The sequence below is a fragment of the Staphylococcus sp. FSL W8-0271 genome (genome assembly GCF_038006605.1).
Taxonomy (GTDB): Bacteria; Bacillota; Bacilli; order Staphylococcales; family Staphylococcaceae; genus Staphylococcus; species Staphylococcus cohnii.
Genome location: NZ_JBBOVM010000001.1, coordinates 609317 through 634858, shown reverse-complemented (window position 1 = coordinate 634858; position 25542 = coordinate 609317). Strand labels below are relative to the sequence as shown.

22 protein-coding genes are annotated in these 25542 nt (G+C 30.9%); 9 read left to right on the top strand and 13 right to left on the bottom strand.

Annotation, left to right across the window (positions count from 1 at the left end):
• Nucleotides 1-54 precede the first annotated feature (54 nt).
• Nucleotides 55-1002 (bottom strand): magnesium/cobalt transporter CorA, encoded by a 948-nt coding sequence (corA, locus tag NST87_RS02980; RefSeq protein WP_340721300.1) that lies wholly within the window; start codon nt 1000-1002, stop codon nt 55-57.
• Nucleotides 1003-1145: 143 nt separating this feature from the next.
• Between corA and NST87_RS02975 the strand changes: the two genes are divergently transcribed.
• Nucleotides 1146-1613, top strand: a complete 468-nt coding sequence (locus NST87_RS02975) for a thioesterase family protein (RefSeq protein WP_019468876.1) — start codon at nt 1146-1148, stop codon at nt 1611-1613.
• 11 nt (nt 1614-1624) lie between these two features.
• Nucleotides 1625-2032, top strand: coding sequence for a hypothetical protein (locus NST87_RS02970; protein ID WP_019468875.1), 408 nt, complete (start codon nt 1625-1627; stop codon nt 2030-2032).
• A gap of 136 nt (nt 2033-2168) precedes the next feature.
• Here the strand turns inward: NST87_RS02970 and NST87_RS02965 are convergent, their stop codons facing one another.
• On the bottom strand, nt 2169-3074 hold the full coding sequence (locus NST87_RS02965) for an alpha/beta hydrolase (RefSeq protein WP_340721297.1): 906 nt from the start codon (nt 3072-3074) through the stop codon (nt 2169-2171).
• 273 nt (nt 3075-3347) lie between these two features.
• Between NST87_RS02965 and NST87_RS02960 the strand changes: the two genes are divergently transcribed.
• Entirely contained in the window at nt 3348-3983 is a 636-nt protein-coding gene (locus NST87_RS02960) for a hypothetical protein (protein ID WP_019468873.1), read from the top strand.
• A gap of 390 nt (nt 3984-4373) precedes the next feature.
• On the opposite strand, the gene NST87_RS02955 is transcribed toward NST87_RS02960, so the two are convergent.
• Nucleotides 4374-6248 (bottom strand): DHA2 family efflux MFS transporter permease subunit, encoded by a 1875-nt coding sequence (locus NST87_RS02955; protein ID WP_340721295.1) that lies wholly within the window; start codon nt 6246-6248, stop codon nt 4374-4376.
• Nucleotides 6249-6260: 12 nt separating this feature from the next.
• Complete coding sequence (locus NST87_RS02950; RefSeq protein ID WP_019468871.1) at nt 6261-6908, bottom strand: HlyD family secretion protein; 648 nt, start codon at nt 6906-6908, stop codon at nt 6261-6263.
• 126 nt (nt 6909-7034) lie between these two features.
• Here NST87_RS02950 and NST87_RS02945 point away from each other — a divergent pair, with 126 nt between their 5' ends.
• Nucleotides 7035-7583, top strand: coding sequence for a TetR/AcrR family transcriptional regulator (locus tag NST87_RS02945; protein WP_019468870.1), 549 nt, complete (start codon nt 7035-7037; stop codon nt 7581-7583).
• Nucleotides 7584-7786: 203 nt separating this feature from the next.
• Here NST87_RS02945 and NST87_RS02940 read toward each other — a convergent pair whose 3' ends face one another.
• The 3 genes from NST87_RS02940 to NST87_RS02930 form a co-directional block, all read right to left on the bottom strand.
• Nucleotides 7787-8995, bottom strand: coding sequence for a multidrug effflux MFS transporter (locus tag NST87_RS02940; RefSeq protein ID WP_019468869.1), 1209 nt, complete (start codon nt 8993-8995; stop codon nt 7787-7789).
• A 268-nt stretch (nt 8996-9263) separates the two neighbouring features.
• On the bottom strand, nt 9264-10556 hold the full coding sequence (locus NST87_RS02935; RefSeq protein ID WP_019468868.1) for a TcaA NTF2-like domain-containing protein: 1293 nt from the start codon (nt 10554-10556) through the stop codon (nt 9264-9266).
• A 461-nt stretch (nt 10557-11017) separates the two neighbouring features.
• Entirely contained in the window at nt 11018-11482 is a 465-nt protein-coding gene (locus tag NST87_RS02930; RefSeq protein ID WP_019468867.1) for a MarR family winged helix-turn-helix transcriptional regulator, read from the bottom strand.
• Between the two features lie 222 nt (nt 11483-11704).
• On the opposite strand from NST87_RS02930, the gene NST87_RS02925 reads away from it, so the two are divergent.
• Nucleotides 11705-12676: a YdcF family protein gene (locus NST87_RS02925; RefSeq protein ID WP_019468866.1), complete on the top strand. Its 972-nt coding sequence runs from the start codon at nt 11705-11707 to the stop codon at nt 12674-12676.
• A gap of 160 nt (nt 12677-12836) precedes the next feature.
• On the opposite strand, the gene NST87_RS02920 is transcribed toward NST87_RS02925, so the two are convergent.
• Nucleotides 12837-13505: an ABC transporter ATP-binding protein gene (locus NST87_RS02920; protein WP_019468865.1), complete on the bottom strand. Its 669-nt coding sequence runs from the start codon at nt 13503-13505 to the stop codon at nt 12837-12839.
• Complete coding sequence (locus tag NST87_RS02915; protein ID WP_019468864.1) at nt 13505-14557, bottom strand: ABC transporter permease; 1053 nt, start codon at nt 14555-14557, stop codon at nt 13505-13507. The genes NST87_RS02920 and NST87_RS02915 overlap by 1 nt, the downstream gene beginning before the upstream one ends.
• Before the next feature lie 155 nt (nt 14558-14712).
• On the opposite strand from NST87_RS02915, the gene NST87_RS02910 reads away from it, so the two are divergent.
• Together NST87_RS02910 and NST87_RS02905 are read left to right on the top strand one after the other, a co-directional pair.
• Nucleotides 14713-15387: a response regulator transcription factor gene (locus tag NST87_RS02910; protein ID WP_019468863.1), complete on the top strand. Its 675-nt coding sequence runs from the start codon at nt 14713-14715 to the stop codon at nt 15385-15387.
• Nucleotides 15380-16744 (top strand): sensor histidine kinase, encoded by a 1365-nt coding sequence (locus NST87_RS02905; protein WP_026034776.1) that lies wholly within the window; start codon nt 15380-15382, stop codon nt 16742-16744. The genes NST87_RS02910 and NST87_RS02905 overlap by 8 nt, the downstream gene beginning before the upstream one ends.
• A gap of 207 nt (nt 16745-16951) precedes the next feature.
• Here NST87_RS02905 and mqo read toward each other — a convergent pair whose 3' ends face one another.
• Nucleotides 16952-18430, bottom strand: a complete 1479-nt coding sequence (gene mqo / locus NST87_RS02900; RefSeq protein WP_019468861.1) for a malate dehydrogenase (quinone) — start codon at nt 18428-18430, stop codon at nt 16952-16954.
• A gap of 393 nt (nt 18431-18823) precedes the next feature.
• On the opposite strand from mqo, the gene NST87_RS02895 reads away from it, so the two are divergent.
• On the top strand, nt 18824-19975 hold the full coding sequence (locus tag NST87_RS02895) for a glycosyltransferase family 4 protein (protein ID WP_019468860.1): 1152 nt from the start codon (nt 18824-18826) through the stop codon (nt 19973-19975).
• A gap of 122 nt (nt 19976-20097) precedes the next feature.
• On the opposite strand, the gene NST87_RS02890 is transcribed toward NST87_RS02895, so the two are convergent.
• On the bottom strand, nt 20098-21702 hold the full coding sequence (locus tag NST87_RS02890) for an L-lactate permease (RefSeq protein WP_019468859.1): 1605 nt from the start codon (nt 21700-21702) through the stop codon (nt 20098-20100).
• A 274-nt stretch (nt 21703-21976) separates the two neighbouring features.
• On the opposite strand from NST87_RS02890, the gene NST87_RS02885 reads away from it, so the two are divergent.
• Nucleotides 21977-23680 carry a CDP-glycerol glycerophosphotransferase family protein gene (locus NST87_RS02885; RefSeq protein WP_040030000.1) on the top strand — a complete coding sequence of 568 codons (1704 nt, stop codon included), beginning with the start codon at nt 21977-21979 and terminating at the stop codon, nt 23678-23680.
• 236 nt (nt 23681-23916) lie between these two features.
• Here NST87_RS02885 and NST87_RS02880 read toward each other — a convergent pair whose 3' ends face one another.
• Both NST87_RS02880 and NST87_RS02875 read right to left on the bottom strand, forming a co-directional pair.
• Complete coding sequence (locus NST87_RS02880) at nt 23917-24717, bottom strand: hypothetical protein (RefSeq protein ID WP_019468857.1); 801 nt, start codon at nt 24715-24717, stop codon at nt 23917-23919.
• A 268-nt stretch (nt 24718-24985) separates the two neighbouring features.
• Nucleotides 24986-25504: a GNAT family N-acetyltransferase gene (locus NST87_RS02875; RefSeq protein WP_019468856.1), complete on the bottom strand. Its 519-nt coding sequence runs from the start codon at nt 25502-25504 to the stop codon at nt 24986-24988.
• Nucleotides 25505-25542: the final 38 nt, after the last annotated feature.

Genomic DNA, 25542 nt, shown 5'->3' with positions numbered 1-25542 from the left:
AGTTATTTTACTCAAGTCAGTTTAAAACTGCATCATTAATTTAATACTATAATATTAAAACCATTTTTCTTTTTTAAAATAAATCACACAACCTATACTAATACATAGCATAAGTACTAAAACAAAATAATAACCATATTGCCATTTTAATTCTGGCATATTTATAAAATTCATACCATAAATACCTGTAATTAATGTCAATGGTAAAAATACAACTGACACCAAAGTGAGGACTTGCATAATCCGGTTCATTTTATATGAAGCATATGTTGTCAAATTATCTTTTATTTCGTTTGTCATTTCTTGGCATATTTTTAAAATATTTTGTTGTTTAATCATATGATCATCAATATGTTGAAGATAAAGTTTATCTTTGTCATCGAATAATAATTGATGACTTTCTTTTAATTGATTAACTAATTCTGTCATTGGATAAATCACGCGCTTTAATTTAATTAGCTCAGAACGTATTTTAAATACATTATCCATCGCAAATTTCATAGAACCATTCATATTTTCACTGTCTTCGAAGTCATATACCTTATCTTCGATGGCATAAACGAATTCAAAATAACGATCCACTAAACAATCTAACACCAAGATAAATATATATGTTGGGAGAACATTACGTATTGTTTGCGTTTTGAAAGTAGTTTCTACCTTCTTTAAAATATCAAATGGCTGATGATGGTATGTAATAAGCAAACGGCTTTTTATAAAAATATTTAATGCTTTTGCACTAAAATTCTCGGTATCGACATCATGAACAACTATATACTGATATGTGTTATATGCTTTGTATTTAGCTCTCGGTGTCCCGTTTACTGTATCATCAATTTCAAGTTTATTAAAGTTAAAACGTGTTTTTAAAAATGTATTTTCAGCCTCAGTTGGTTGATTAAAATCACACCATATGAACTGCGCTGTTTCAGGAATGTCTTCTAAACAATTAACGCTTGCTAACGTTTTTTCAGAAGATAAATATCTAATTGTTATAGCCATAGGTCACCCCTAGAATCATTTTCTTTATTTTATCATGAAATACTATTTGTGTATGTTATATACAATTTTTAGTAAACTTAAGTTAGCTTAAATAATATAAATATATCTATTTTAACAATTAATGTTTTAAAGGAGATGTAACAATGAAAAACCCTTTCACAATTTCCAACAATGTGACACCTGCTATGATTGATCATAACGGTCATGTACATGATGCGAATTATAATATGGTCTTCAGCGAAGCTATCAATCAATTTAATTATACACATGGTTTATCTTTAGAAGAACGCACCAAGTTAAATTACACATTATTCACTGTTGAAGAACAAACAGCCTATTTATCTGAACTAACTGAAGATGACACCTTTACCATTACAATTTACATCTATGATTATAATGAAAAAAGCTTACATTTCTTTTCCGTTATGACAGATCAAGATGGCAACAATATAGCAACAAATGAAGCAATGATGTTAGGAATTGATCGCACAATCAACAAAACAGCGCCATTCCCTCAGTCATTTGCTGATCAAATTAGCAATTATTATGATAACCAACAATTAATTGAATGGCCAAAACAATTAGGTCATAAAATCGGTATTTCAAGATAGGAGTGATAAATATGTCACAAGGATTAATCGACACAGTCAAAGTGCAACTTTATGATTTAAATGATGATATGAAAGCAGCACTTAGTGAACTCAATCAAAACAAACAGCTGGTCATTAATGGGCCTGATAGTCAATTGATTAAACGCGGCTTTGATATTAGTTACTACCAAGGTCAAAAACAAGCTATAGATACTATTACTTCATTAGTGGAACAAATTGATGTAGAAGAAACTTTTATACAGCGTTACACAACTTTTGTTCAAGAAGAAACACAACTATATGAAAAATATCTCTCGAAATTTAACAATATGGATATACCAACACAAGATTTCAACGACTTTATAGCACAATACTATAAGCTAAAAGGGACACAATCTATATTAAATGTCCTCGATACAACAATGAATGAACACCCTTAATTGGCCCAAATGTTTGAGCATATAAAAACAGAAGCAAGGCGATATCAACAAAATTATGTTTGGTGTCTGCCCCGCCTCTGTTTTTAATTTTTCGTAACCTTATCATCATTTTGAAAATTGGGTATATACTTCCACATTAACGTTTATCGTGAATTGTATTGACGATTTCTTTAACAACTTTATGCGATTCTCTAATAGGTAATAATGCGAATGCATTCACCATTTTTTTAAAAGTATACAATTGAACTGGCTGACGCATATCTTCTAACATATAAACCAATTTTTTCATATCTGGTAAGTAAATCTCTCTTCCGCCACCAAAAATATATATGGGTGGTAAACCAAATAATTCTCCATTAATTGGTGATAACCTACTATCGTTTAATGGAAGATTTCCAGACCATACTTTCATAATTTTTTGTAAACCTACTATATTTATGATGACATCTTTATCGATTAAATCATCTGTAATATTTTCATTATCCAATTGAGCATCTAGCATCGGTGAAAACAAATACAATTTAGCTGGTAAAGGTTGATTATTTGATTTTAACTGTTGCACAAAACTCAACGCCAATGCGCCTCCAGTTCCATCTCCCATCACAATAATATCTTCATTACTACATTCTGTTAATAATTGTTGGTAAACTTTATGAATCGCAGCATAAGTATCATCAACATGATATTTAGGTGCTTTTGGATAAATTGGCAAAACAACTTCATTTAAAGTACTTAACGCAAGTTTATCCATAAATCTCCAGTGAAATGCGGAAGGTTGTAAAATATTATATCCACCGTGAATATATAATATTTTCTTTTGTTGACTGTGTCTAAAGCGAAATCTGAACACCTGCATATCATCCATCATTTGTTTTTCTAAGTCTGATTTTACATTTAAAGTTTCAGGTTGCTTGTGCTTTTTTTCATTCATCGTTAATCTCTTTTGTAAAAATTTTTCAAAGCTTTGTTGGTCATCAAATATAATTGAACGATGTGGTAATAAGTATTTATTAACAAATTTTGTTGTTAGTCTTGATTTCATTCATAATCATCCCTATCTTTTTTTGTAACAAATTTTAGAATTATAGAATTTTTGTTTCAATTCAGTATTTAAAATAAATTATATGATAAAATAAAAATAATGACATAAAAACGAAGTTATAATAGATATTGAAGTTTATAAGTATGACAATTCATACTAAAAATTAAATTATTCAACTTCAATGGTTAAAATGTAACAGTTATCACATATTATAACAAAATAAAAGTCATAAAATAACTAGATCCCCATCTAATGTAATGAAAGGAGTAAGTTATGACCGCAAACAATCATCAATTTAAGGATTTTGAACATACTTTAACGAGTGAAACAATGCAACGAGGCGCTCGTTATGGAAAAAAGAAAAAATCTTGGGTTAGCCTTATTATACAAATTATCGTTTTAATCCTAGTTGCTATTTCAGGCTATAGTATGTTTAAAGAACCTATATTCAATTTAGTTTTTGTAGATAAAACGGTTAATTTTAAAGAATTAACAAATTTTCAAGAAACTATCAATAACTTAACGAATTTAAATATCAACGTTGAAAGTATCGATAACTTACAAACAAGCATTGATCGCTTGATACTTGTATTTTATGTATTTTTTATCGCTTGTATATTAAGTTTAATCTTAACCCTTTTTACGCTGTTTTTTAACAAAACGATATTGAAAATAGTTAACATGTTTATTATAGCGATCATGCTTGCAATTACTTTCGGTTTTTCTGCATTGATTAAAAATATTGCAACAAGAATTGCCGATTCAATGAATCAGTATTATATCACTGTTGATTCAGCTCAAATATTAACAGAGTCAAATGCAATCCATAACGCTTTTATTTTATTAGGTTGTAGTATCGCTTTACTTTTAATTAGTTTATTTTTTAGAAATCGAAAACCTAGAATATAACTTCATTTAAACTTCACCAAAAAGCTGGTACATATACTATCGATTACAGCCGTAAATGAATGACTGAAAAAATTCATTTGCGGGCTTTTTTTATCTCCACTTAATCGATGCACCGATTAAACGGATTTTAGAACAAGCAATTTTTCAAAACTACAATTAATAGCATGCATATTATCTAATAAACTGGCGCATTTATAAAAACGATTTAGCTTTCACTTATAATGTACACAAAATTAACTTAGCACAAGTTTTTGTCTCAATCGCTTTAACTATATGAAAATATAAACTCAGACTTTATTAATTAAGAAAATAAGCGTCAATTTCTACGTAACTATTATAGAAATTGACGCTTATTTATTAGTCAGTGATGTTACTACACTGGTTTTTTACTTATTCTTCATTTGAAATATAATGTGACTTATCTTTTAAGAACAAACTCAAAATAAATGCCAAAGCACTTAATAAAGTAGCTATTAAGAAAGCACTATTTACACCGTTAATAGAAGCAAGCTTTTGCACAAATTCTAAAACTTGTGAAGTTGCCATTTGTTCTCCACCCATTGCTTGAGCCATTTCTTGTAAACGGTCTTTAATAAATGGATTTGTTTTATCTAAATCTTGAGTATATGAAGCGATATGTTGTGTTGTTTGTGTAGACATTACTGTAACTAGCAAGGCCGTACCAATTGAACCTGCCAATTGTCTCAATGTATTAGATAAAGCATTGCCATGTGCTATGAGTCGTTGTGGCAACGCGTTCATACCAGCAGTCATTATTGGCATCATGATAAAACTCATACCAAATGAACGAATGATATAAATAACCATTAAGTGACCATACGTTGTATTCATGTTTAATTTTGTTAATTCCCACGTAGCATAGGTCATAATTGCTGTCCCTACTAAAGCTAGTGGTTTAATACCAATCGTATCTAATAATTTTCCTGCGATTGGACCCATGACACCCATTATTAAAGCACCAGGTAATAATAATAAACCTGATTGTACTGGTGTAAAGCCTCTTAAGTCTTGTAAATAAAGTGGTAATAAAATCATGCCACCAAATAAACTCATCGTTACAATCATGTTAATAACAGTTGTTAATGTAAAACCTGAGTATTTTAAAACTTCCATGCTTAGCATTGGCACACGCATTGTAAGCTCTCTAATTACAAAAGCAGTAATAAAAATGACACCAAGGATAAGAGATACTACAACAATTGGAGAACTCCAACTATTATTTCCTGCTTCACTGAAGCCATATAATAACGCACCAAAACCTATTGTACTAAATATGATACCTGGAATATCTGCTTTAGGATTTGTAGTAACTTGATAAACTCTGAACCATATATAGGCGATTGCTAATGAAATAAGCCCTATGATGAACATACCATAGAACATCACGTTCCAATGATAGTTTTCTACAATATAACCTGACAATGTCGGACCTATAGCGGGTGCTAAAATCATTGCTATACCGAGTGTGCCCATTGCTGCGCCACGTTTTTCAGGCGGGAATATAGTCATAAATACATTTGTACCAAGTGGCATTAAGATACCTGCACCAATTGCTTGTAGTACACGGCCTACCATCATTATTGTAAATGAACCTGACATACCACAGACTAAAGAGCCGATTGTGAACAATGCCATCGCTATTAAGAATAATTTACGATACGAATATTTATTAAATAAATAAGCACTGATTGGTATCAGAATACCATTCACAAGCATAAATCCTGTCATAAGCCACTGGCCTGTATTTGCAGAAATATTAAAATCAGTGTTTATTTTAGGCAATGCAACATTTAATAACGTTTGATTCAAAATAGCTATAAACATACCAAAAATCATCGCTATTAAAACTTTGCCTTGAGAAGTGCCTTTTCCAAACATAAATGAACTATGTTTAGCTTTCAGCTTTTCATTTACTTGTGCTTCTTCAGAATTCGGATTGATTTGTTCATGATCCGAATCATGTTGTGTTGATGATTCAGAAGCGTCACTATTAGTGTGACTTGCTTTCTCTGCTTTTTCTTCTGTAGTTTCACCTTTGTTTTGCTCTTGATTTTTTGTTGTTGTATTATCGTCTTTAACTTTAAATTTAGATTGATAACTTTCGTTAGAAGCAATGTTTTCATACTTAGATTGTTCCATTTTTTGGGTAGATTTTTGCTTATTTCTTTTCACGATAAAGAAATTAAGTCCACCAACAAGAATGAGCGCTATGACTATGTAAACAATAATGAAGGTCATTGTCATTTTAAGACCTCCTTAATTTTTATGAATTTTTACTTCAGCGTTCATTCCTGGAACAACATTTTTAGATGGTTTTGAATCTAGTGAAATTTTCACTGGTACCACTTGTGATACTTTTGTATAGTTTCCATCACTATTTGATGAAGGCATCATTGAAAAGCTTGAAGCAGTTGCTTTACCTACTTCTTCTACTTTACCTTTTAATTCAGCGTCTTCACCATCTAATTTAATATTTACATCTTTACCTTCTTCAACGTCTGCAATATCTTTTTCATCCACATTAGCAGTTATATAAGAATCATCTAAATTATAAGCGTAAGCAATTGGTGTGCCAGCTTGAGCCATTGAACCTTCCATGCCATCAACTTTTACAATTGTGCCATCTTTAGGCATTTTAATACTCATATCTTGAGATTGACCACCTTCACCTTTAGCAGCAACCTCTGCAACTTTATCACCTTTGCTTAATTTTTCATTATTTTTAACATCAAGTGACTTGATTTCGCCAGAAGCTGGAGCTGACACTTTAATTTGTTCTCCATCCACTTTAGCATTTTCTGTACTTACAAAAGATGTTGCTTGATTATAAAAATGGAATCCTACGACACCAATAATAACAAGTACAACAATGGTAATGACATTGATTAATACCATTTTCTTCATGATACTTTCCTCCTATTTGCATTTAAAATTCACCTTGTATATTATAAAGAGATGAAATTTAAAAGTATACCGACACTTAAATAAAATGTGTTGGGTACATTATTTATGTTTTATGAAGGAGTTATTATGAAACAAAATGCAAAACGCAAAATCATCCGTAATATGATTGCATTACTCGAGGTACATCCATTTGAAAATATAACTATCAAAATGTTATGCGCATATAGTGGTATAAATAGGACCACGTTTTATGATTACTTCGTAGATAAATATGACCTTTTAGCCACAATACAATCACACCATATTCAAAAATATAAAACACTATTAGAAAATTTATATAAAAGTTCAGAAGAAATTGCAGATGATCACTCTAAGTTATATCAGTTTTTCAAAATCATTTTACGTTATATTAAACGTCATTATGGTTATTTCCATGCTATTTTAGTCACATATCCCAATCGTGATTTATTTTTTGAGTATATGCATGCAACGCGGGATACTTATATTAAAATTTTGGACGAATATACCAATGTATTAAACAAAAAACAGTTTGTAATATACGCACTAGGTGGTCAAATGGGCCTTGTTTATACTTGGATTAAAGAAGGCTGTAATCAATCTGTTAAAGATTTAGCTCAAATTTTATTAGCTAATACAATTAAGTTGAATCGCTAACTAATTTCTTAATAAATCATCTAATTAAAAAGACTACTAAATTTCTACAAAAAAATAGAAATTTAGCAGTCTAATTTATTTAAATGAATATATTGTCACACCTTCTTCACTGGGGGCTAAAGTTGAATTAACTTTAAGTATTTGGGCTGAAGCTCATGCATCAGCTACTGTCAATGTAGCACCAAGATTTTACGCATATGCGCTTATGCTCGTTTCCTCGTTCTAAACACAAAGTAACTCATCACTTGTAGCAATATTAATAACAGACCCGCGATTATGATAATTGTGACATAAGGCACATAATTTCCTTCTCCCATTAAACCTACGAGCGGTGAGACCACCCCTCCTAATAAGTATTGCACAAGTCCAAGCAAACTCGATGCACTCCCATTACCTCCAGTACGTTCATCCATCGCAATAGAAAAACCAAGTGTTGCTACACCAGTAACTGGTGCAACAAGAATGATAAAACCTAAGAATAAAATCCATATTGAAAAATGGTTTAATAAAGTAATCGTTACACTTAAAATTCCTACTAATTGAATCAATGTCAAAATTCGTAATAATGTTTGTCGATTGATATAATCAACGAACTTACCAGTCAATTGACTTGAAACAATAAGACTAATGCCAATAACTGCAAACATAATACTAAATTGTTGTGGAGACATGCCATATATATGTTGCGTAATGAATGGAGAAGCTGAAATATAACTAAACAAAATAATAAATGTAACACCTTGAATCAACATTGGTAATACAAAACGTGGCGTTACTAATAATTGTTTAAAATTCTTAAATATAATTGCTATATGAGGACTATCCCTTTGTTCTATAGTTAATGATTCTGGTACTTTAAACATAGTTCCCAAAAACATAAGTATCCCAAATAAAGTTAGTATGACAAAAACCATATGCCAAGTGGAAAATGATAAGATCACGCCACCTAAAGCAGGTGCTAACACAGGCGCCACACCATTGACTAACATAAGTAAAGCTAAAAATTTTGTTAATTGTTTGCCACTGTATAAATCGCTTGAAATCGCTCTAGAAATAACTGCACCTGCGCCTCCACAAAAACCTTGTACAAACCTTAAAATGATCATCCACCATATATTGTCTACAAAAATAATACCTAAACTTGCTAATGTAAATAACAACATCGCAATCATTAGGGGTTGTTTACGCCCTATTGAATCAGAAAAAGGACCCGTAAATAAATTCCCAACGGCTAAACCAATCATAAATAAAGATAAAGTTAATTGTGAAGTTGAAGTTGTTGTATTAAAATCAGACTGAATTTGAGGTAAACCAGGTAAAAACATATCAATCGATAAGGCACCAATCGCAGTTAGCGCACCTAGAATTACAATAAAAATAATTGATTGCTTTTGTTGTTGATTATCTACCATTTTATAACTCCTTCAAAAATTACTTAAAATATCCAATTCGTCGATATCGACACTTGTTAATGTATTGCTAACTAACTTATTACAAATTACTAATTAATAAGCATTATTACTATTATAGCTTTAGCTCAAAAACAAAGAAAGTGTCAATTTCTATTAACTATTATAGAAATTGACACCTATTCATGAGTCAGCGTTGGCTTATTTTCAGATTACTCTGCTTATCCACTACTACATATATTATAGTGCTAATAGCAAACATACCTTTACATTACTCTTCCGAATATTTCACAACTTTAAGGTTACTGGCATCATCATCGCCTTCAAGTTGGTAATTCACTTCACCATATTGTCCGTTTTCTTTGACAGTCTGAGCAGTAATATAATATGTTTCGCCCTGTCTCACAATTTCAGTAATTTGTGGCTGAGGTAAATAAAAAATAGCATTTTCTTTCACATTATTTTTTATAGATTTATAGTTATTGGTATTTTTTTTCAAATAAGATGAAACTAAATTAAAGTTACTTTGACTGTGTGCATTATTCATTGCAGCCGTATAATTACCGAAAAAACGAACCACCTTATTTCTAAAGCTATTTTCTTCTTTTTCTTTTTTATCTACATAGTCTTGAATTTCATCACTATCAAAGTTTAATGTTACATATGTTTTATCTTTCAAGTTATCCGTTTTAACAGTCGTTTCGGCTGATTTAAATGTCTTTTTCTTCGCTTCTCCTTCAGCAGAAACTGTTAATTCTTGTGTTTTAGGATATGGCCCTATTTCTTTATTATTCGTATAGTCATATGTTTTATCATTCACTTTCACTTTAACAGTATCTTTATCTATTTCTGATGCACCTTTCAAATCTAAAACGATATAAGCTTCATTAAAATCTTCAGATACATCAACTGTCTCATGATTACTATTATTAAAATTAAATTTGAGTTCACCGCTAAACTGTCCGTTAGCCATCTCTTTTTTAGATTCTATGACATAATCACCTGGTATAAATTCACCGATTACTGTCGTCTTATTCTTTTGTGCATTTACTGTTCTTTGTTTATCATTTGCTTTGAATTTGTAAGTTGTATCGTACTTAGGCTTTACAATCGCTTCTTTTGTAGGGGCTGTAAAACTCATATTATCAAATATTAAGTAACGTCGCCCATTTTTACTGATACGCAAAACTTTTTCACCATTTTTGGCTGTTACAAAGTCTTCCTCACTCGTCTCATTATTATTTAAAGAAGCTATTTTTTGTTTAATATCTTTTGTATATTGTTTCATGCCAACTTCTTTTTTTATATATTTAATATAAGCTTTAGCCTCATTTTCATCCACACTATTATTTTGTGTGCTTAATAAGGTTGATAATTTTTGAGTATCATTATTATCTACAGCATTAATTAATATTTCCGATTGTGCTTCCGGAGAATTAAAATTTTTCAATAAGATAAATATAATCACCAGTAGAATAATGATAAAAGCTGCAATACCCCAGGGAATAATTTTCCTTGCTTTGTTATTAACAGTTTTTTTGTTTTCTTTTGAAGTTCGAGTCATTTTTTCGTTACTTGTCGACTCTATACGATAGCCACAATGACTACATCTTCGTTGTCCTATCCTTATATTTCCCCCACATTTAGGGCACTTTTGCATTTTATCACCACGCTCAGTCCTTATTTTTTACATTATTCCGTTATTTTAACATAATATATTTATAAACTATATGGCTTTATCAAGCCATTTCCACCAATTTTTTGTAATGTTTTAATTAAGTGAAATTTATTTTTACGCTACCTTATTTCTATTATATGTATATAAATCAGTAAAAGATATACATCATTAGTCCAATGTCTTCTTATATCTTCTATGATTTTTTCTTTCATCTTATATAGCTTAAGCTTTTAATTATGCACTTCAAATGAATCATTTTAACTTGGGTACGTCATTCCGGTTGTTGAAGCATGATTTTAATTAAATGTATTTAGCTTTGCTTTTAAATACTTTCATTGCTTATACTATTAAATACTGTGCTTCAAATTGAAATTTTTTAATCTTTGGTCAATAATTTCTAAAACATAACGTGCTTGTTCGATTTGTTCATCAGACAAGTCGTGTAAAATATCACTGACAATCGTATTGATAATTTCCTTACTTTGTTTATTAAATTGTTTGCCTCTTTCTGTTAATTTAATATATTTTAATCTTTGATCTGTATTTTCTTCTGCTTTCTCCCATTGAACTACTTCTGCTTGTATTAATTTTTTGATTCTCCGGCTAACGGCAGCTTTATTTACGCCTTGTCTTTCAGTTATTTCAGTTAGCGTCATGGTTTTTTCGTTTTCTAACATTAATATAACATTGGCCTGCTCTTTTGATACGTTATAGTCTTCTCTTAATTCTTTTAACAATTTAGCTAACAAAGTATTCACATCATTTATAAATTCACCCATAAAATCAATATGACTACTTAAATTTTTAACCATAACTTCTCGCACCTCTACTATTCTAGCTCACATAAGTAAACGTTATTTTTTTATATTATGTTAATAATATCAATATTCGAGATGGTATAAAAGCAGAAATTTGTATTCACTGCGTTTTTAATTGTTAAATCTAGCAAAATTACAAAATACAATACCATTAAAATTTGATTAATTTTAATAATTGCTCTACATTTAAAATATTATAAACTTTCGGGGTGAACCATGTATACGTTGTCTTTAATTATAAGTTTAATTATTTTATGTGGTTTTATTGCTATGATTAAAAATTTCAAATTCACTACTAATTTAACTTTTTTTGTAATTCAAATTATTTTAGGTTACTTTGTAATCATCTTACATGTAGGTAAGTTATCTTTGCCTATGCCACTCATATTCACTATGTTTGTTGGCGTGTTGTTAATACACATCAAACATCATCATTTATTTAAACATAGATTAAGCGCACTTTTTTTGCGCCGTTTGTATGCTATTGCATATAGAGTATTACTGTTTATGATTGCTTGTGCTTATATTAGTCTAATACCTGTAGGTATCAATGTGATTTTTTATTGGTTAGCTGCTATTGCATTTAGTGCATGTTTCACCTTCATTTGTTATGCGCTTTGCACATCTGCATTTTCAAATGTTACATACAAAGAAGACTTTGATGTCATATTGGTATTAGGCGCAGGTATTTTTACTGATCAAGTAACACCTATGCTAGCTAAAAGATTAAACAAAGCTATAGCATTACACCATTTAAATCCAAATGCTCGACTCATTGTAAGTGGTGGACAAGGTCCTGACGAACCAATTTCAGAGGCCTTGGCTATGTATCGATACTTAGTCCAAAGAAATATTAATCCTTCAATGATAGTACTTGAAGACCAGTCTACGAGCACTTTAGAAAACCTTAAATATACAAAAGTGCTCATTCAACAATTATATAGATATGAACCAAGTATCCTATGTGTCACAAGTCAATTTCATATTATGCGCGCTTTAAGGTTTGGACAAAAATTAAACCTCAACTTAAAAGGTGTCGGCAGTCATACACCTTATCATTTCTTTGAAATTGCATTAATTAGGGATTTTTTAGCAATCATGTACCAATATAAGCTTTTACTAACTTGTTACTTTGTAGTGTTATTTTGGGCAAGTATGATGGCGTTGTGGCATATTCCATCCATTTAAAGCCACTATACACAAAATAATTTGTGCATCCTATTTACAATAGAATATAGTGTTTTCTTCATAGAAAAAGAGTGGGACAGAAGTCTAATTTTATTAAAAGATTTCTGTCCCACTCCATTGATTTAGGAATCATAATTATATTACGGCTCATTTAATTATACTATTGATCAACGATGACACCATCATCTAATTCGATGACTCTATCAGCATAATCAAATAGTCTTTTATCGTGCGTTATCATAATACCAATCATATTTTTACTTTGAATTTGATTTTTAATCATATCTATCACTTCTGTGGCACGTTCAGCGTCTAAACTTGCAGTTGGTTCGTCAGCTAAGATTATTTTCGGATGATTCATCAATGATCTCATGATGGCAACACGTTGCTTTTGTCCGCCTGAAAGTGTGTGTGGAAATACGTTGAGCTGTTCTGCTAAACCGATTTGTGTTAATAGTTTTTCTGATCTATCAGTGGCTTCTTTTTTAGACATACCTGCTTCTTTACCTATTGTTGTTAACTGATCTTTAACTTTTAAATAAGGTACTAAGTGTGAAGATTGAAATATAAATCCAATTTCATTTAGTCTTAGCTCAGAAGCTTTTTTATCACTATCATATAAATGCTCACCATTATATAATATTTCACCACCACTTTGTGACAATAGCCCACCTAAAATAGTTAAAAGCGTTGTTTTACCTGAGCCTGAAGCACCGTTTAAAATTACAAATTCTCCTTCATTCACTTCAAAATTAATCCCTTTTAAAACTTTAGTTTCGGAAGAACCTTTCCCAAAGGATTTTTTTATATCTTTAACTTGTAAACTCATTATTCTCCACCTCCGATAGCTTCAATAGGGTCTACTTTAAATAATTTAATAAATGATAGTGCTGCGCCAACAATTGCAACAACGATGAAAATGCCTACGACTAATAATATATTCGCAACAGTTACGTGGAAAGGCATAGAAATTGGCATTATTAATGATAAACCACTAATTAATGCAACAGCAATTATCACTGCAACCATTGTAGTTATTAATATTTGTAATACTAAAGCACTTAGTAAATGTCTTGTTTTGATACCAATTGCTTTTAAAATACCAATTTCTGGAATTTTTTGTATCGTCATAACATAGAAGAATGCACTGAGAACTATAGCAGAAATGACAAACAAGCTAACTATCATCATATTAAGTGGTGCTTGTTCTGCTTGATAACTCGGTATTTCATTCGTGATGTCGTCTTCCGTAAATACATCGATACCATTAATATCTTCTAATTTATTTATCTGTTTTTGTGACATATCTTGAACTGGATAAACGGTACTTACATTTTTATTCAATTTATCAAATCCGCTATTATTCATCATAACCACTGAACTATGAGCATACATTGTGTCATCCAAAATACCTGATACTTTTAACGTTTCACCGTCTTTAATTTTAATGTTGTCTCCAACATCTACCCCACTTGCAGTTAATTTACTATTAATTGCAACTTCATTGTCTTTTTTAGGATAATGTCCTTCTGACAATTCTGGTTTTTCATTTTTCACTGTATTCGTCATAACAACATCTTCTTCATCTTTATCAATTTTCAAAGTTTGAGATGCTATTTTTAAAGGTGACTGTCCACTAATATCTTCAATTTTCTCTTGCTGTTCTGGTTTAATAATTGATTTTTCGATTTGTGGTGTTTTGTTATTTTGCATCACATATTTTTCTGACTTCATATTATCTAACATAGAAATATTTTCTCTTGCTAAACCTTGTGCCAACCCACTAATAAATAAAACCATAACACCTAATAACAATATAATTAACATGATTAATATATAACGAAATTTATAATATTTTATCTCTTGCCATGCCAATTTCATAGTGTTTCACTCCCTTTCAAGAACTTATATTTAAAGTTTAAGGTCTTTATATGAACTCAATATGAACTATGATTAACTTTTTAAATTATTTCCTATTTGTTAAGTTAAATTTTTCCATATATAATGTCTGTAAAATGATTAAGGAGATTTTGAGCATGACAACTTGTTTAATTGTCGATGATGACAGTAAAATTTTAGAATATGTTTCAAATTATATTTCACGAGAAGGACTAGATGTTGTGACACAATCAAGTGCTGAAAACGCACTGTCGTATTTAGATACACATCAGGTTGATATTGCTATCGTCGATGTAATGATGCCTGGCATGAGTGGTTTTGAACTATGTAAAGTTTTAAAAGAAGATTTTGAAATGCCTGTCATTATGTTAACAGCAAGAGACGCACTTAGTGATAAGGAACAAGCCTATTTAACTGGTACAGACGATTATGTTACTAAGCCATTTGAAGTAAAAGAGCTTATCTTTAGAATAAAAGCAGTATTAAAACGGTATAATATAAATGCTAATAATGAATTGAAAGTTGGAAATCTCACGCTCAATCAAGCTTATTTAGAACTTCAATCTTCTACTAAATCAATGAACTTACCAAATAAAGAGTTTCAACTCTTATTCTTACTTGCTTCACATCCAAAACAAGTATTTAACCGTGACGATTTGATTGAAAAAATTTGGGGCTTTGACTATGAAGGTGATGAACGGACTGTTGACGTACACATTAAACGTTTGAGAAAGCGATTGTCAAAGTTAGGAGCTACGATTACGATTCATACAGTACGTGGCTTAGGATACAAGGTTGATGACAATGTTTAAATCACTATATTCACGTATTGCTATTTATAATGTCGTCATTTTACTATCGAGTGCATTGCTTAGTTTTCTATTAACTAACATTATTTATCACAATCATTTAAAAGAGAATAATGATGCAAAAATAATGAGAACATTAAAAGATGCTATTTCCTATGAAAAAGAATCTAAGATACAAATGCCAAAACCCTTTTTCAAACATCTTGGACAAATGAATTATCAAGTGATGACCGTCTCAGAAAATGGCAAAAAGTCTTATTATGGCACTGCATTTAGAAAAGATAATGTTGACTCTAAAAACATTAAATCTGTGTTAAATGGCCATGATTATCATGGGATAAGAAATTTGCCCTACAACCCTTTTATCACTGGATTTTTTGAAAATACTACTCAAAATACTGTGGGTGTGCAATTTCAATCCAATGGTCAAAATTATGCTGTTTTTATGAGACCAGACATCGGAAAAACTTTTAGTGAATTTAGAATTTTCTTAGTCATATTAATTACACTCTTATTAGTCATCTCAATCATTTGGGTTATTTCTTCAACTTATATGATTATTAAACCGATACAACAGTTAAAACAAGCGACTGAAAGGTTAATGGAAGGCAATTTTGATGTACCGATAGACATTAAACGTAATGATGAATTTGGCACATTACAATATCGATTTGATAAAATGAGACTCTCTTTAAAACAAGTCGATGACATGAGACAGCACTTTGTTCAAAATGTTTCACATGAGATCAAAACACCATTAACACATATTCATCATTTACTTGATCAATTAAAATTCGCTAAAGACGCAACAGCTCGTGAACAATATATCGATGAAATATACCAAATTACAACACAGCTTAGTGAATTAACCAAAGAACTTTTATTATTATCAGAAATTGATAATGGCGAACATCTAGAATTAACTGACAACATCGAACTTAATAAACTGATTAAACAGATTATACGCCATGAACAATTTGCGACGAATCAAAAAGATTTAATCATTATGTCTGATTTAGCTAATGTATCTATAATTGGGAATGAGCGCTTACTAAATCAAGCTTTTCAAAACTTAATAACGAACCCGATCAAATATTCTGAACAAGGGGGTACAATTGATATTACACTCACACATGATACCGATCAAATTCATTTTAATATCACTGATGATGGTCAAGGCATGACACCAGAAACCCAATCTCGTCTATTTGAGCGTTTCTATAAAGCAAGCAATCATGATAATAGCAATGGCTTAGGCTTAGCTATTGCGAAAGCAATTTTTGAATTACACAATGGTACAATTGAAGTAGCAAGTACGAAATATGAAGGTACGACATTCACTGTTACCATCCATAAATAATAATGTAACAAGTGAGTTGATACCTATGAATTTTATGAGTTAAAGCTCATAACAGGCTACAATATTTTCTAGCAAACATACACAATTAAAACCTTGAGATTTTAAATACAAAAAAGCGCTAATCCTTTGTGGATTAGCGCTCTTACTTTGACTATGGCTATTTATCTCCCAAGCTTCTCATTTGTTAAAATGAGTGTACTATATCTATTAATTAATCTTTAAGTTTTTAGTTATTTCTTTATTAATTTGAGTGTATAGAGCTTCATTTTCCGATAATTTCATACCGAATGAAGGCACTATTTCTTTAACTTTTTCTTCCCAATTGTTAAATTCTTGTTTATAACAACGTTGAAGTACATCTAACATGATGTCAACAGCAGTTGAAGCACCTGGAGAGGCACCTAACAATGCTGCTAAAGAACCATCTTCGGAAGTAATGACTTCTGTACCAAATTGTAACGTGCCTTTTCCTTTATCTGTATCTTTAATGACTTGTACACGTTGTCCAGCAACCACAATTTCCCAGTTTTCGCTTTTTGCATTTGGCACAAATTGACGTAAATCTTCCATTCTCTCTTCATTTGATAATGTGAGTTGAGAAATTAAATATTTAGTTAAGTTCATTTCTTTAATTCCTGCCGATAGCATTGTAATAAGGTTGTTTGGTTTCACTGATTTTATTAAATCCATATTTGAACCAGTCTTTAAAAATTTAGGTGAAAAACCAGCAAATGGCCCAAACAATAATGTACGTTTGCCATCAATATAGCGTGTATCTAAATGTGGTACTGACATTGGCGGCGCACCAACAGCTGCTTTTCCATAAACTTTAGCAAGATGTTTTGATGTGATAGCCTCATCTCTACATACTAAGAACAGACCACTTACTGGGAATCCACCAATATGTTTAGATTCCTTGATACCTGTTTTTTGTAATAAAGGTAAACTAGCACCACCGGCACCAATAAACACAAAATCACTTTCCACTATTGTCACTTCATCCGTTTTCAAATCTTTCACTTTAACTTCCCAAGTGCCATCCTTACGTTGACTTAGGTTTTCTACTTCATGTTCGTAATTAAGTTCTACATGTTTATCTTCTAAATTTGAAAATAATTTTTTTGTTAACGCACTAAAATTCACATCTGTCCCCGTTTTATCATATGTAATAGCCATTGGTATATTGGATGTACGCCCTTCCATAATCAACGGTGCCCATTCAGAAATTTGCGCTTTGTCATCTGTAATTTCCATATTACTAAATAAAATATTTTTATTTAATCTTTCTACACGTCTTCTTAAAAAATCTACATTGCGTACACCCTGTACAAAACTCATATGCGGCACAGGCTTAATAAAGGCTTCAGGTTTTGATAATTGACCTTGCTTAACAAGATAATTCCAAAATTGCTTTGTAATTTGAAACTGTTCATTAATTTTAACAGCTTTAGAAATATCGATTGATCCATCTTTGTTTTCGTTTGTATAATTTAATTCGCATAATGCAGAATGCCCTGTTCCTGCATTATTCCACGCATTTGAACTTTCTTCTGCTGGTGTAGATAATCTTTCAAACATTTTAATATCTTTCTCAGGTGCAAGTTCTTTTAATAACGTTCCTAGTGTTGCGCTCATGATACCGCCGCCAATTAATATGACATCTATTTTGCTATGTTGTTTACTCATAACAAACACAGTCCCCCTTTTATATATGTTTATAGACACGTTATCTTTATCTAGGAAAATCACAGCCATGATAAAGCGTTTTCTATAGTGAATAATTTAAATCTTAATCTACTATAATTATACTAAATGTTAAAAAAATAGCAGAATCTTTTGTCACACTTCTAATTATATACGTTATTGTCCTATGAAAAAAGGGCTTTCAGTAATTCTACTCAAATTATGTTAATACCTGTTAACTATAATAGCTATGAGACGACTTAAATTGCAATTAACATTAGACACTTAAAATTAAATTACATTGTGTCACACATAACATTCATTACTTTATCACTCTCTTAAATTTCATGCTATAATAAATTTTAATTTAATTCTTATACTTTTGGAGGTATTCCAATGAAATCTATCACTTTTTTTACGCATAATGTTTATGCTATGGGTGGTACTGTTAAATCTATTTCTCAATTAGCTAATGTTTTAGCCGAAAAAGGTCATAAGGTTGAAATCATTTCCGTTTTCAAGGGGGCTTCTAAACCTTATTTCAAACTACATAAATCTATTAAAGTTCGTGCTTTAACAGACTATCAGTTACATTTTTTAAATATTAAAGCTATATTTTTTAATAGAATCCGCAAATACACTCCGTTTTCTAGACCAAAATTAATTTCACAATATGAACCAGGTCTTTATCAGTTTTCACGTTATATAGAAAAGAAAATGATTCAAGCAATACGCAATGTTTCCACTGATATGCTCATTGGTACACGTGCGAGTTTTAATATATTAATTGCTCACTATGGTCCACAAAATGTAGAGAAAATAGGTATGGAACATATGAATTTTGAAGCACATAACGATGCCCTACAACAAGAAATCTTAGATGCTTATCAATATTTAGACAAAATAACCACACTAACAGAAAGTGATAAAAGTAAATATGAATCTATTGTTCAAACTCCTGTTTATGTCATACCCAACATTTTAAATGAGCCCCGTCTCTCAATATCAAAAGAAAAAATCATTACTGCCGCAGGACGACTAGAATACGAAAAAGGATTCGACCTATTAATTCAAAGTATCATACCTATTCAACAAGAAGTCAGACGTTTTAAATATCAAATACACATCTATGGTGACGGAAAAGAGCATGAGCTTTTACAACAATTAGTCATAGAGCACCAACTAGCAGATATCGTAAAACTTTATGGTTCAACTCAGCAATTAAACGAAAAATTAGCTAAAAGTGATATTACAGTCGTCCCTTCTCGTAATGAAGGGTTCGGAATGGTAATTTTAGAAGCTATGAATCAAGGTAATGTCGTGGTTAGTTTTGATGGTAATGCAGGACCAGACGCTCTGATACAAAATAACGTCAATGGATACCTCGTATCGCATGGAAATGTAAAAGATCTTTCTAATAAACTACTCAGACTTATCAATCAGGAATTTAATAAACAATCCATCATAGAAAATGGGTATCAAACCGTCCAATTATTTTCATCAGATTCAGTCTACCATTACTTTCAAATGATGATTGCATCGAAATAAAAAAAGAAGCCAAACGGCTTCTTTTTTATTTCGATCTTTATATTTTATTACAATAAACCTAATCATCTGTAATATGCCATAATCACAGGCATCTTACTAACAACCATAACCACGATGATGCTTTAATGAATGATAAAGTTCAACATGAAAGTCCATAAACATATAAAGATAATAAATGCAAAACTATAGCGTAACGTCATTTTTAATAACTCTGATTCTTTACCTACTTGTTGTACAGATGCAGTTGCAATCGCAATGGATTGTGGTGAAATTAATTTCGCTGCTACACCACCTACTGTATTTGCAGATACAAGCAATGCACCGCTTGTACCAATATTATTAGCTACCGCTGACTGTATCGGAGCAAATAGTGTATTATTATTTGTCACAGAACCAGTTAAAAATACGCCAATCCAACCTAAGATAGGTGACAATAGCGGGAAGATTGATCCTGCTTTAGCAATACCTTCACCTAAAGCATTACTTAAACCTGCATAAGTCATCAATTTAGAAATAATTAAAATAATACAAATTGTAATAATAGGTAACCATAATTCTTTAAAAGTTAATTTTAATAAGCGTGTTGCATCAAGCATGTTCACTTGTTTTGACATTAATATAGTTATTAAAATTACTAATAAAATCGCTGTACCAGTTTGTCCAATGATATTGAGTGGTAATGTAATTGCTTTGTCAGCAATGTCACTATACGTACCTGGTAGTTGAATATTAAATACTAATGCGCTCAACGCACCATTAGGTGAGAACAACGCTTTAAATTGTGGTGCACTCCAAATCATAACTAATGCTGTTAAAATCACAAATGGACTCCATGCATATATTAAAGTTTTAAAATTATGTTTTACAATAGACTTAGGTTCTCCACTATCTTTCAACCTAAATATATTTTTAGGCTGATGTTTTTTAGAATATAAGGCTAACGCTAACATTGATACTAACGGTGGGATAATATCAGCTAGTTCTGGTCCAATAAACACCGTAATCAAAGCTTGTAATATCGTAAAAGTTCCACCAACAATAAGGATTGCTGGTAACGTTTCTTTAATACCTTTAAAACCGTCAATAATCCATACTAATAAAAATGGGATAAACATATTCATAATCGATAAAGTTAAAGCAGACATTTGAGAAACCGCAAATCCTGTAACATCACTTGGTAAACCAAGTGTATCAATCACTGTTACAGGCAAGCCAATTGCTCCAAATGCACCAGCTGAAGCATTAGCAATTAAACATAACATTGCAGCTTCTAAAGGTTTAAAGCCTAATTGAGTTAATAACAAGGCACATATGGCAATCGGCACACCAAAACCTGCTGCACCTTCTAAAAATCCATTAAACGCAAAACCTATGAGCAATAATTGAATACGATGATCTTGCGATACACTCGCAATACTATCTTGAATCTTATCAAATTGCCCAGTTTCATTTGTAACCTTATATAACAGCACTGCCATAATCACAATATAACCAATTGGAATGATGCCTTGGAAAAATCCTTCAATTGATGCACCTGTTGCGATATTCATAGGCAATTTGAATATCGTTATTGCAAGTATCAATGTAACTACTAATGTCGTAATTGAAGCATATATCCCTTTCATTTTGAAAATGGTTAAGCATAATAAAAATAAAATGATAGGGATAGCGGCTACAATACTGGATAATAATACATTGTTAAAGGGGTTAATACTTTCTACAAACATTTATACTCACTTCCTATACTTAAATTAATTAATCATCTTCCTTTTGTGAATTATTTCACATAAATTATAACATTTCCTTTAAGTAAAATACAATAATTTCCCAAAAATTAATAGCCTAAAATTAAAGTTTTTTATTTTTCTAATAAATTCCAATTGAATATACATCATCTCAAACGCAATTCTTCAATCCTAATATGAATATTGAAGTTTCTTTTATCTATGACGTATTAAATGATAAAATAAGGATAATAATATTTAAATCGAGGGATTATAAATGATAAAGCAAATAGAAGTTTCAACGTGGGACCTTTTCGTAAAGGACCTTGAGAAAGCTACAGCACAAGGATATACTCACTTTGTATATATAGATCAAAATAGTGAAATTTATCAATCGATGTTAGACGCAGTTACACTAAAACCGGTCACTATCGTTGCAGATTATACAATCAATCAACAATATTTAAATGATTGCCGATATTTTGGTAAAGCCGAAATCACTTTTAATGATTGGATGGATAATCTAAATCATTTTCCAAATATTATTTTCCATATAGAAACCACTCAAAAAATAATAAACAATTATACTATTAATAATATATTTGACTTAGCATTATTATCACTTTTGCAAGATGATGTCGTAACAGATAGCCATGTCGTTTTCAATTTCAAACATGCTTTTACAACCAGTAGTGCTATATGGGATTACATTCAAGCATTCACGCCATTAAACACTACTAAATTCAATTTAAACAAATTAGCCTTTGAACATAAACACTCGATACCATTTAAAAATAGTGAAACACTAGCGCCTAATCATGATGACATTCGATTTACAGATAAAGTGCTTAAAAATACTAAATTCAAACTTCCACATTGGATTTATACTTTAGTTCATCGTCATTACGAAAAAAAACATTATGAAAGCAGTTATATTTATAAGAAAGATAAATCGAAAGTTAAAAATCATATCGTCTTTTTAGGTTTTGATTATGGATTTCGAGGTAATTCTCGCTATTTATTTAATCATTTTGCAAAGTACTTTTCTAAATTACCTATATTTTTTATAACGAATGATGTAAATGGCCCTAATTTTATCGATCCAAATGACGCGAAATCAAAAAATCTAATAGAAACAGCAAGTGTGGTTATTTTAGAAAACGATATCCCTGATGATATCAAACCAAATGGTACAATTATACAACTATGGCATGGCACACCTATTAAAAAACTATTTTTAGATAGTCATGAACCTAATGAGAATCTCAATATCTATAATTATCGTGCACGCAAATATAATAAATGGTTGCAACAAGATTACTTCATCAGTGATTCCGGAGCCATTATGGAACATTTCAAGTCTGCGTTTCCCCAACAACACACACACTTATTAAATTGTGGGTATCCGAGAATTAGATATCTGTTAGATAAACAATCTGATCAACCATATATCTCATTTATAAAGAAAGAATTAAAACTAGATCCTCAAAAACAAACATTACTTTATGTTCCTACATGGAAAGCAGCAAATGAAGCAACCGATTTGTTACCAATGAGTGATGGCTTATTGAATAAATATAATGTTATCTTTAAAGGACATATCAACGATCAATCTAACTATATACCTGAAAATGCTATCATTGCGCCATCACATATTGAAGTTCAAGATTTATTGTTAGTTTCAGATACAGTATTAACAGACTATTCTTCACTTATTTTTGATGCACTTACGATTGATAAAACTGTCTGCCAATATACGCCTGACCATGAAAAATATGTGAGTGAACGCGGTGTTTATGAAGATGTTATGCATTCTCTTTCTACAGTCAGATATAGTGATTCAAAAGCGCTCTTAAATGATTTAATCAGTCACCAAATGAAAGATATACATGCTAATCCGTTTATAAATAAAGACAACCATGCCTTTGAAACGATTTCACATATTATTCAAAAGTCGATTAATTCCAATAAATTAAACTAATCATCACATATACAACCAACAATTTGTTATTCTAATTTAAAATTCAAAGTTTAAATTATGAATATTGGCTTTGGTGCTTTTATTTAAATATAAAATGCATTTAAAGGAATCATACTCGAACGATTCGCACATAAAGAAAATTTTACCAAATTAAAAAGTGGCAAGTTAGAAGTTAATGCTTTCTACTTGCCACTTTTTTATAATACGTATAAAAATCACGTTATTTTATGATGCTTTTATTGTTGGTAAGCTGGATCAACTACTCTAACAGTTCCTTGTTGGTCAACAGTTACAATTGAATAACTACCAGGTTGTGCTTGGTTTTGGAAGCTAAAAATATAGCTATAATTCTCTTCGCTTCCTTCAATAGCATAATCATTATAAGGATTTGATTGGCCATTTAACGCATTGACTTCAGCAGTTGCATTGTCTAAAGCGTTTTGGAAATTAGGCAATGACTGTAAAGCTGTTTGTGCGTCAGTGCTACCTGAAGTAATGTTTTGTGCGACTGGCACTGCATTTTGACCTTGATAAGGCGCCACATATTGAGAAGCACCACTGTTACCTGTGTTGCCCGCATTTGAATTACCTGCACTATTAGATGCTTGATCAGCATTACTATTTGCATTACTTGCTGTACTCTCATTGCTATCCGCATTGCTTGAATTGTTATCATTATTTGAATTATCGCTATTGCTATCACTGCCGTTGGAACCGTTAGTCGAACTATCATTGGCATTGTCACTGTTTCCAGAATTGCTGCTATCATCAGAGTTAGAACTAGAGTCTGAGTCAGAACTATTTTTATCAGCATCACTGTCTGATTTGTTGTCCGAATTACTATCTGAATCTTTATCGGAACTATCATTGTCCTTTTTGTCATCGCTCTTAGAATCTTTTGAGTCTTTTGATTTGTCATCAGAAGACTGTTTGTCTTTCGAACTATCGTCTTTACTACCGCCATTGTCATCACTACCATTAGAACAAGCAGCAAGTGCTAATGTAAGTGTAAGAAAACCTGCTAATAACTTCTTCATATAATAAGCCTCCTTAGTTGTGTCCTTCCCATTGCCTAATTTAAAATTATGTAATGTGTTTAACAATTAGGATAAATGAGAATCATTATGTTATTCACTATTATTATTAAATAAACACCTTTTATCAAAACTTTTTTTGAAATAAATATAATTTTTACAAAAACTTAAAAAATAGAAGCTTTAATTTAATATCTAGCTTTTGCAATAGGAATACAATGCGCCAAGATAATTGAACAGATTACAGGATAAATGACTTTTTCAAAAGCTGCTATATGTTTTTTTCCATTATTAAATCTGTATCTACCACGTTACCAGTATGAAATTCATGGGAACCTGTTATACGTAGGCCTTGTTTTTTATAAAAGTTTAATGCTTTTTCATTATATTCCCATACACCTAACCAAATTTTTGTTTTATACAACTCGCGTGCTTTTTTAATTGCAAAATCAAAAACATTTTTCCCTTTTCCTCCACCTTGTGATTGAGGTAAAAAGTATATTCTTTGAATTTCTAAGTAGGATTCACCCATTGCCTCAGTTTGTGCATCGTCTATATTTAATTTAAAATAACCTACAATTTCATTATTGCTGAGATAAAAATATGTGAATGAATGTTTATTATTCAATTCGTCTTGTAACGTTTCCACATTATATGCCTGTTTAAAATAGGTTTCAAAATCTTCCTGTGTATATCCACCTTCTTTGAATGTATGTTTAAATGTTGTAATACAAATTTCTCTTAACCGATGTACTTCCGATTGTTTTACCAATTCAATATTATCTGTCATACTGCATGCCCCCTTTTTACCATCTTGTCAATTAGTAT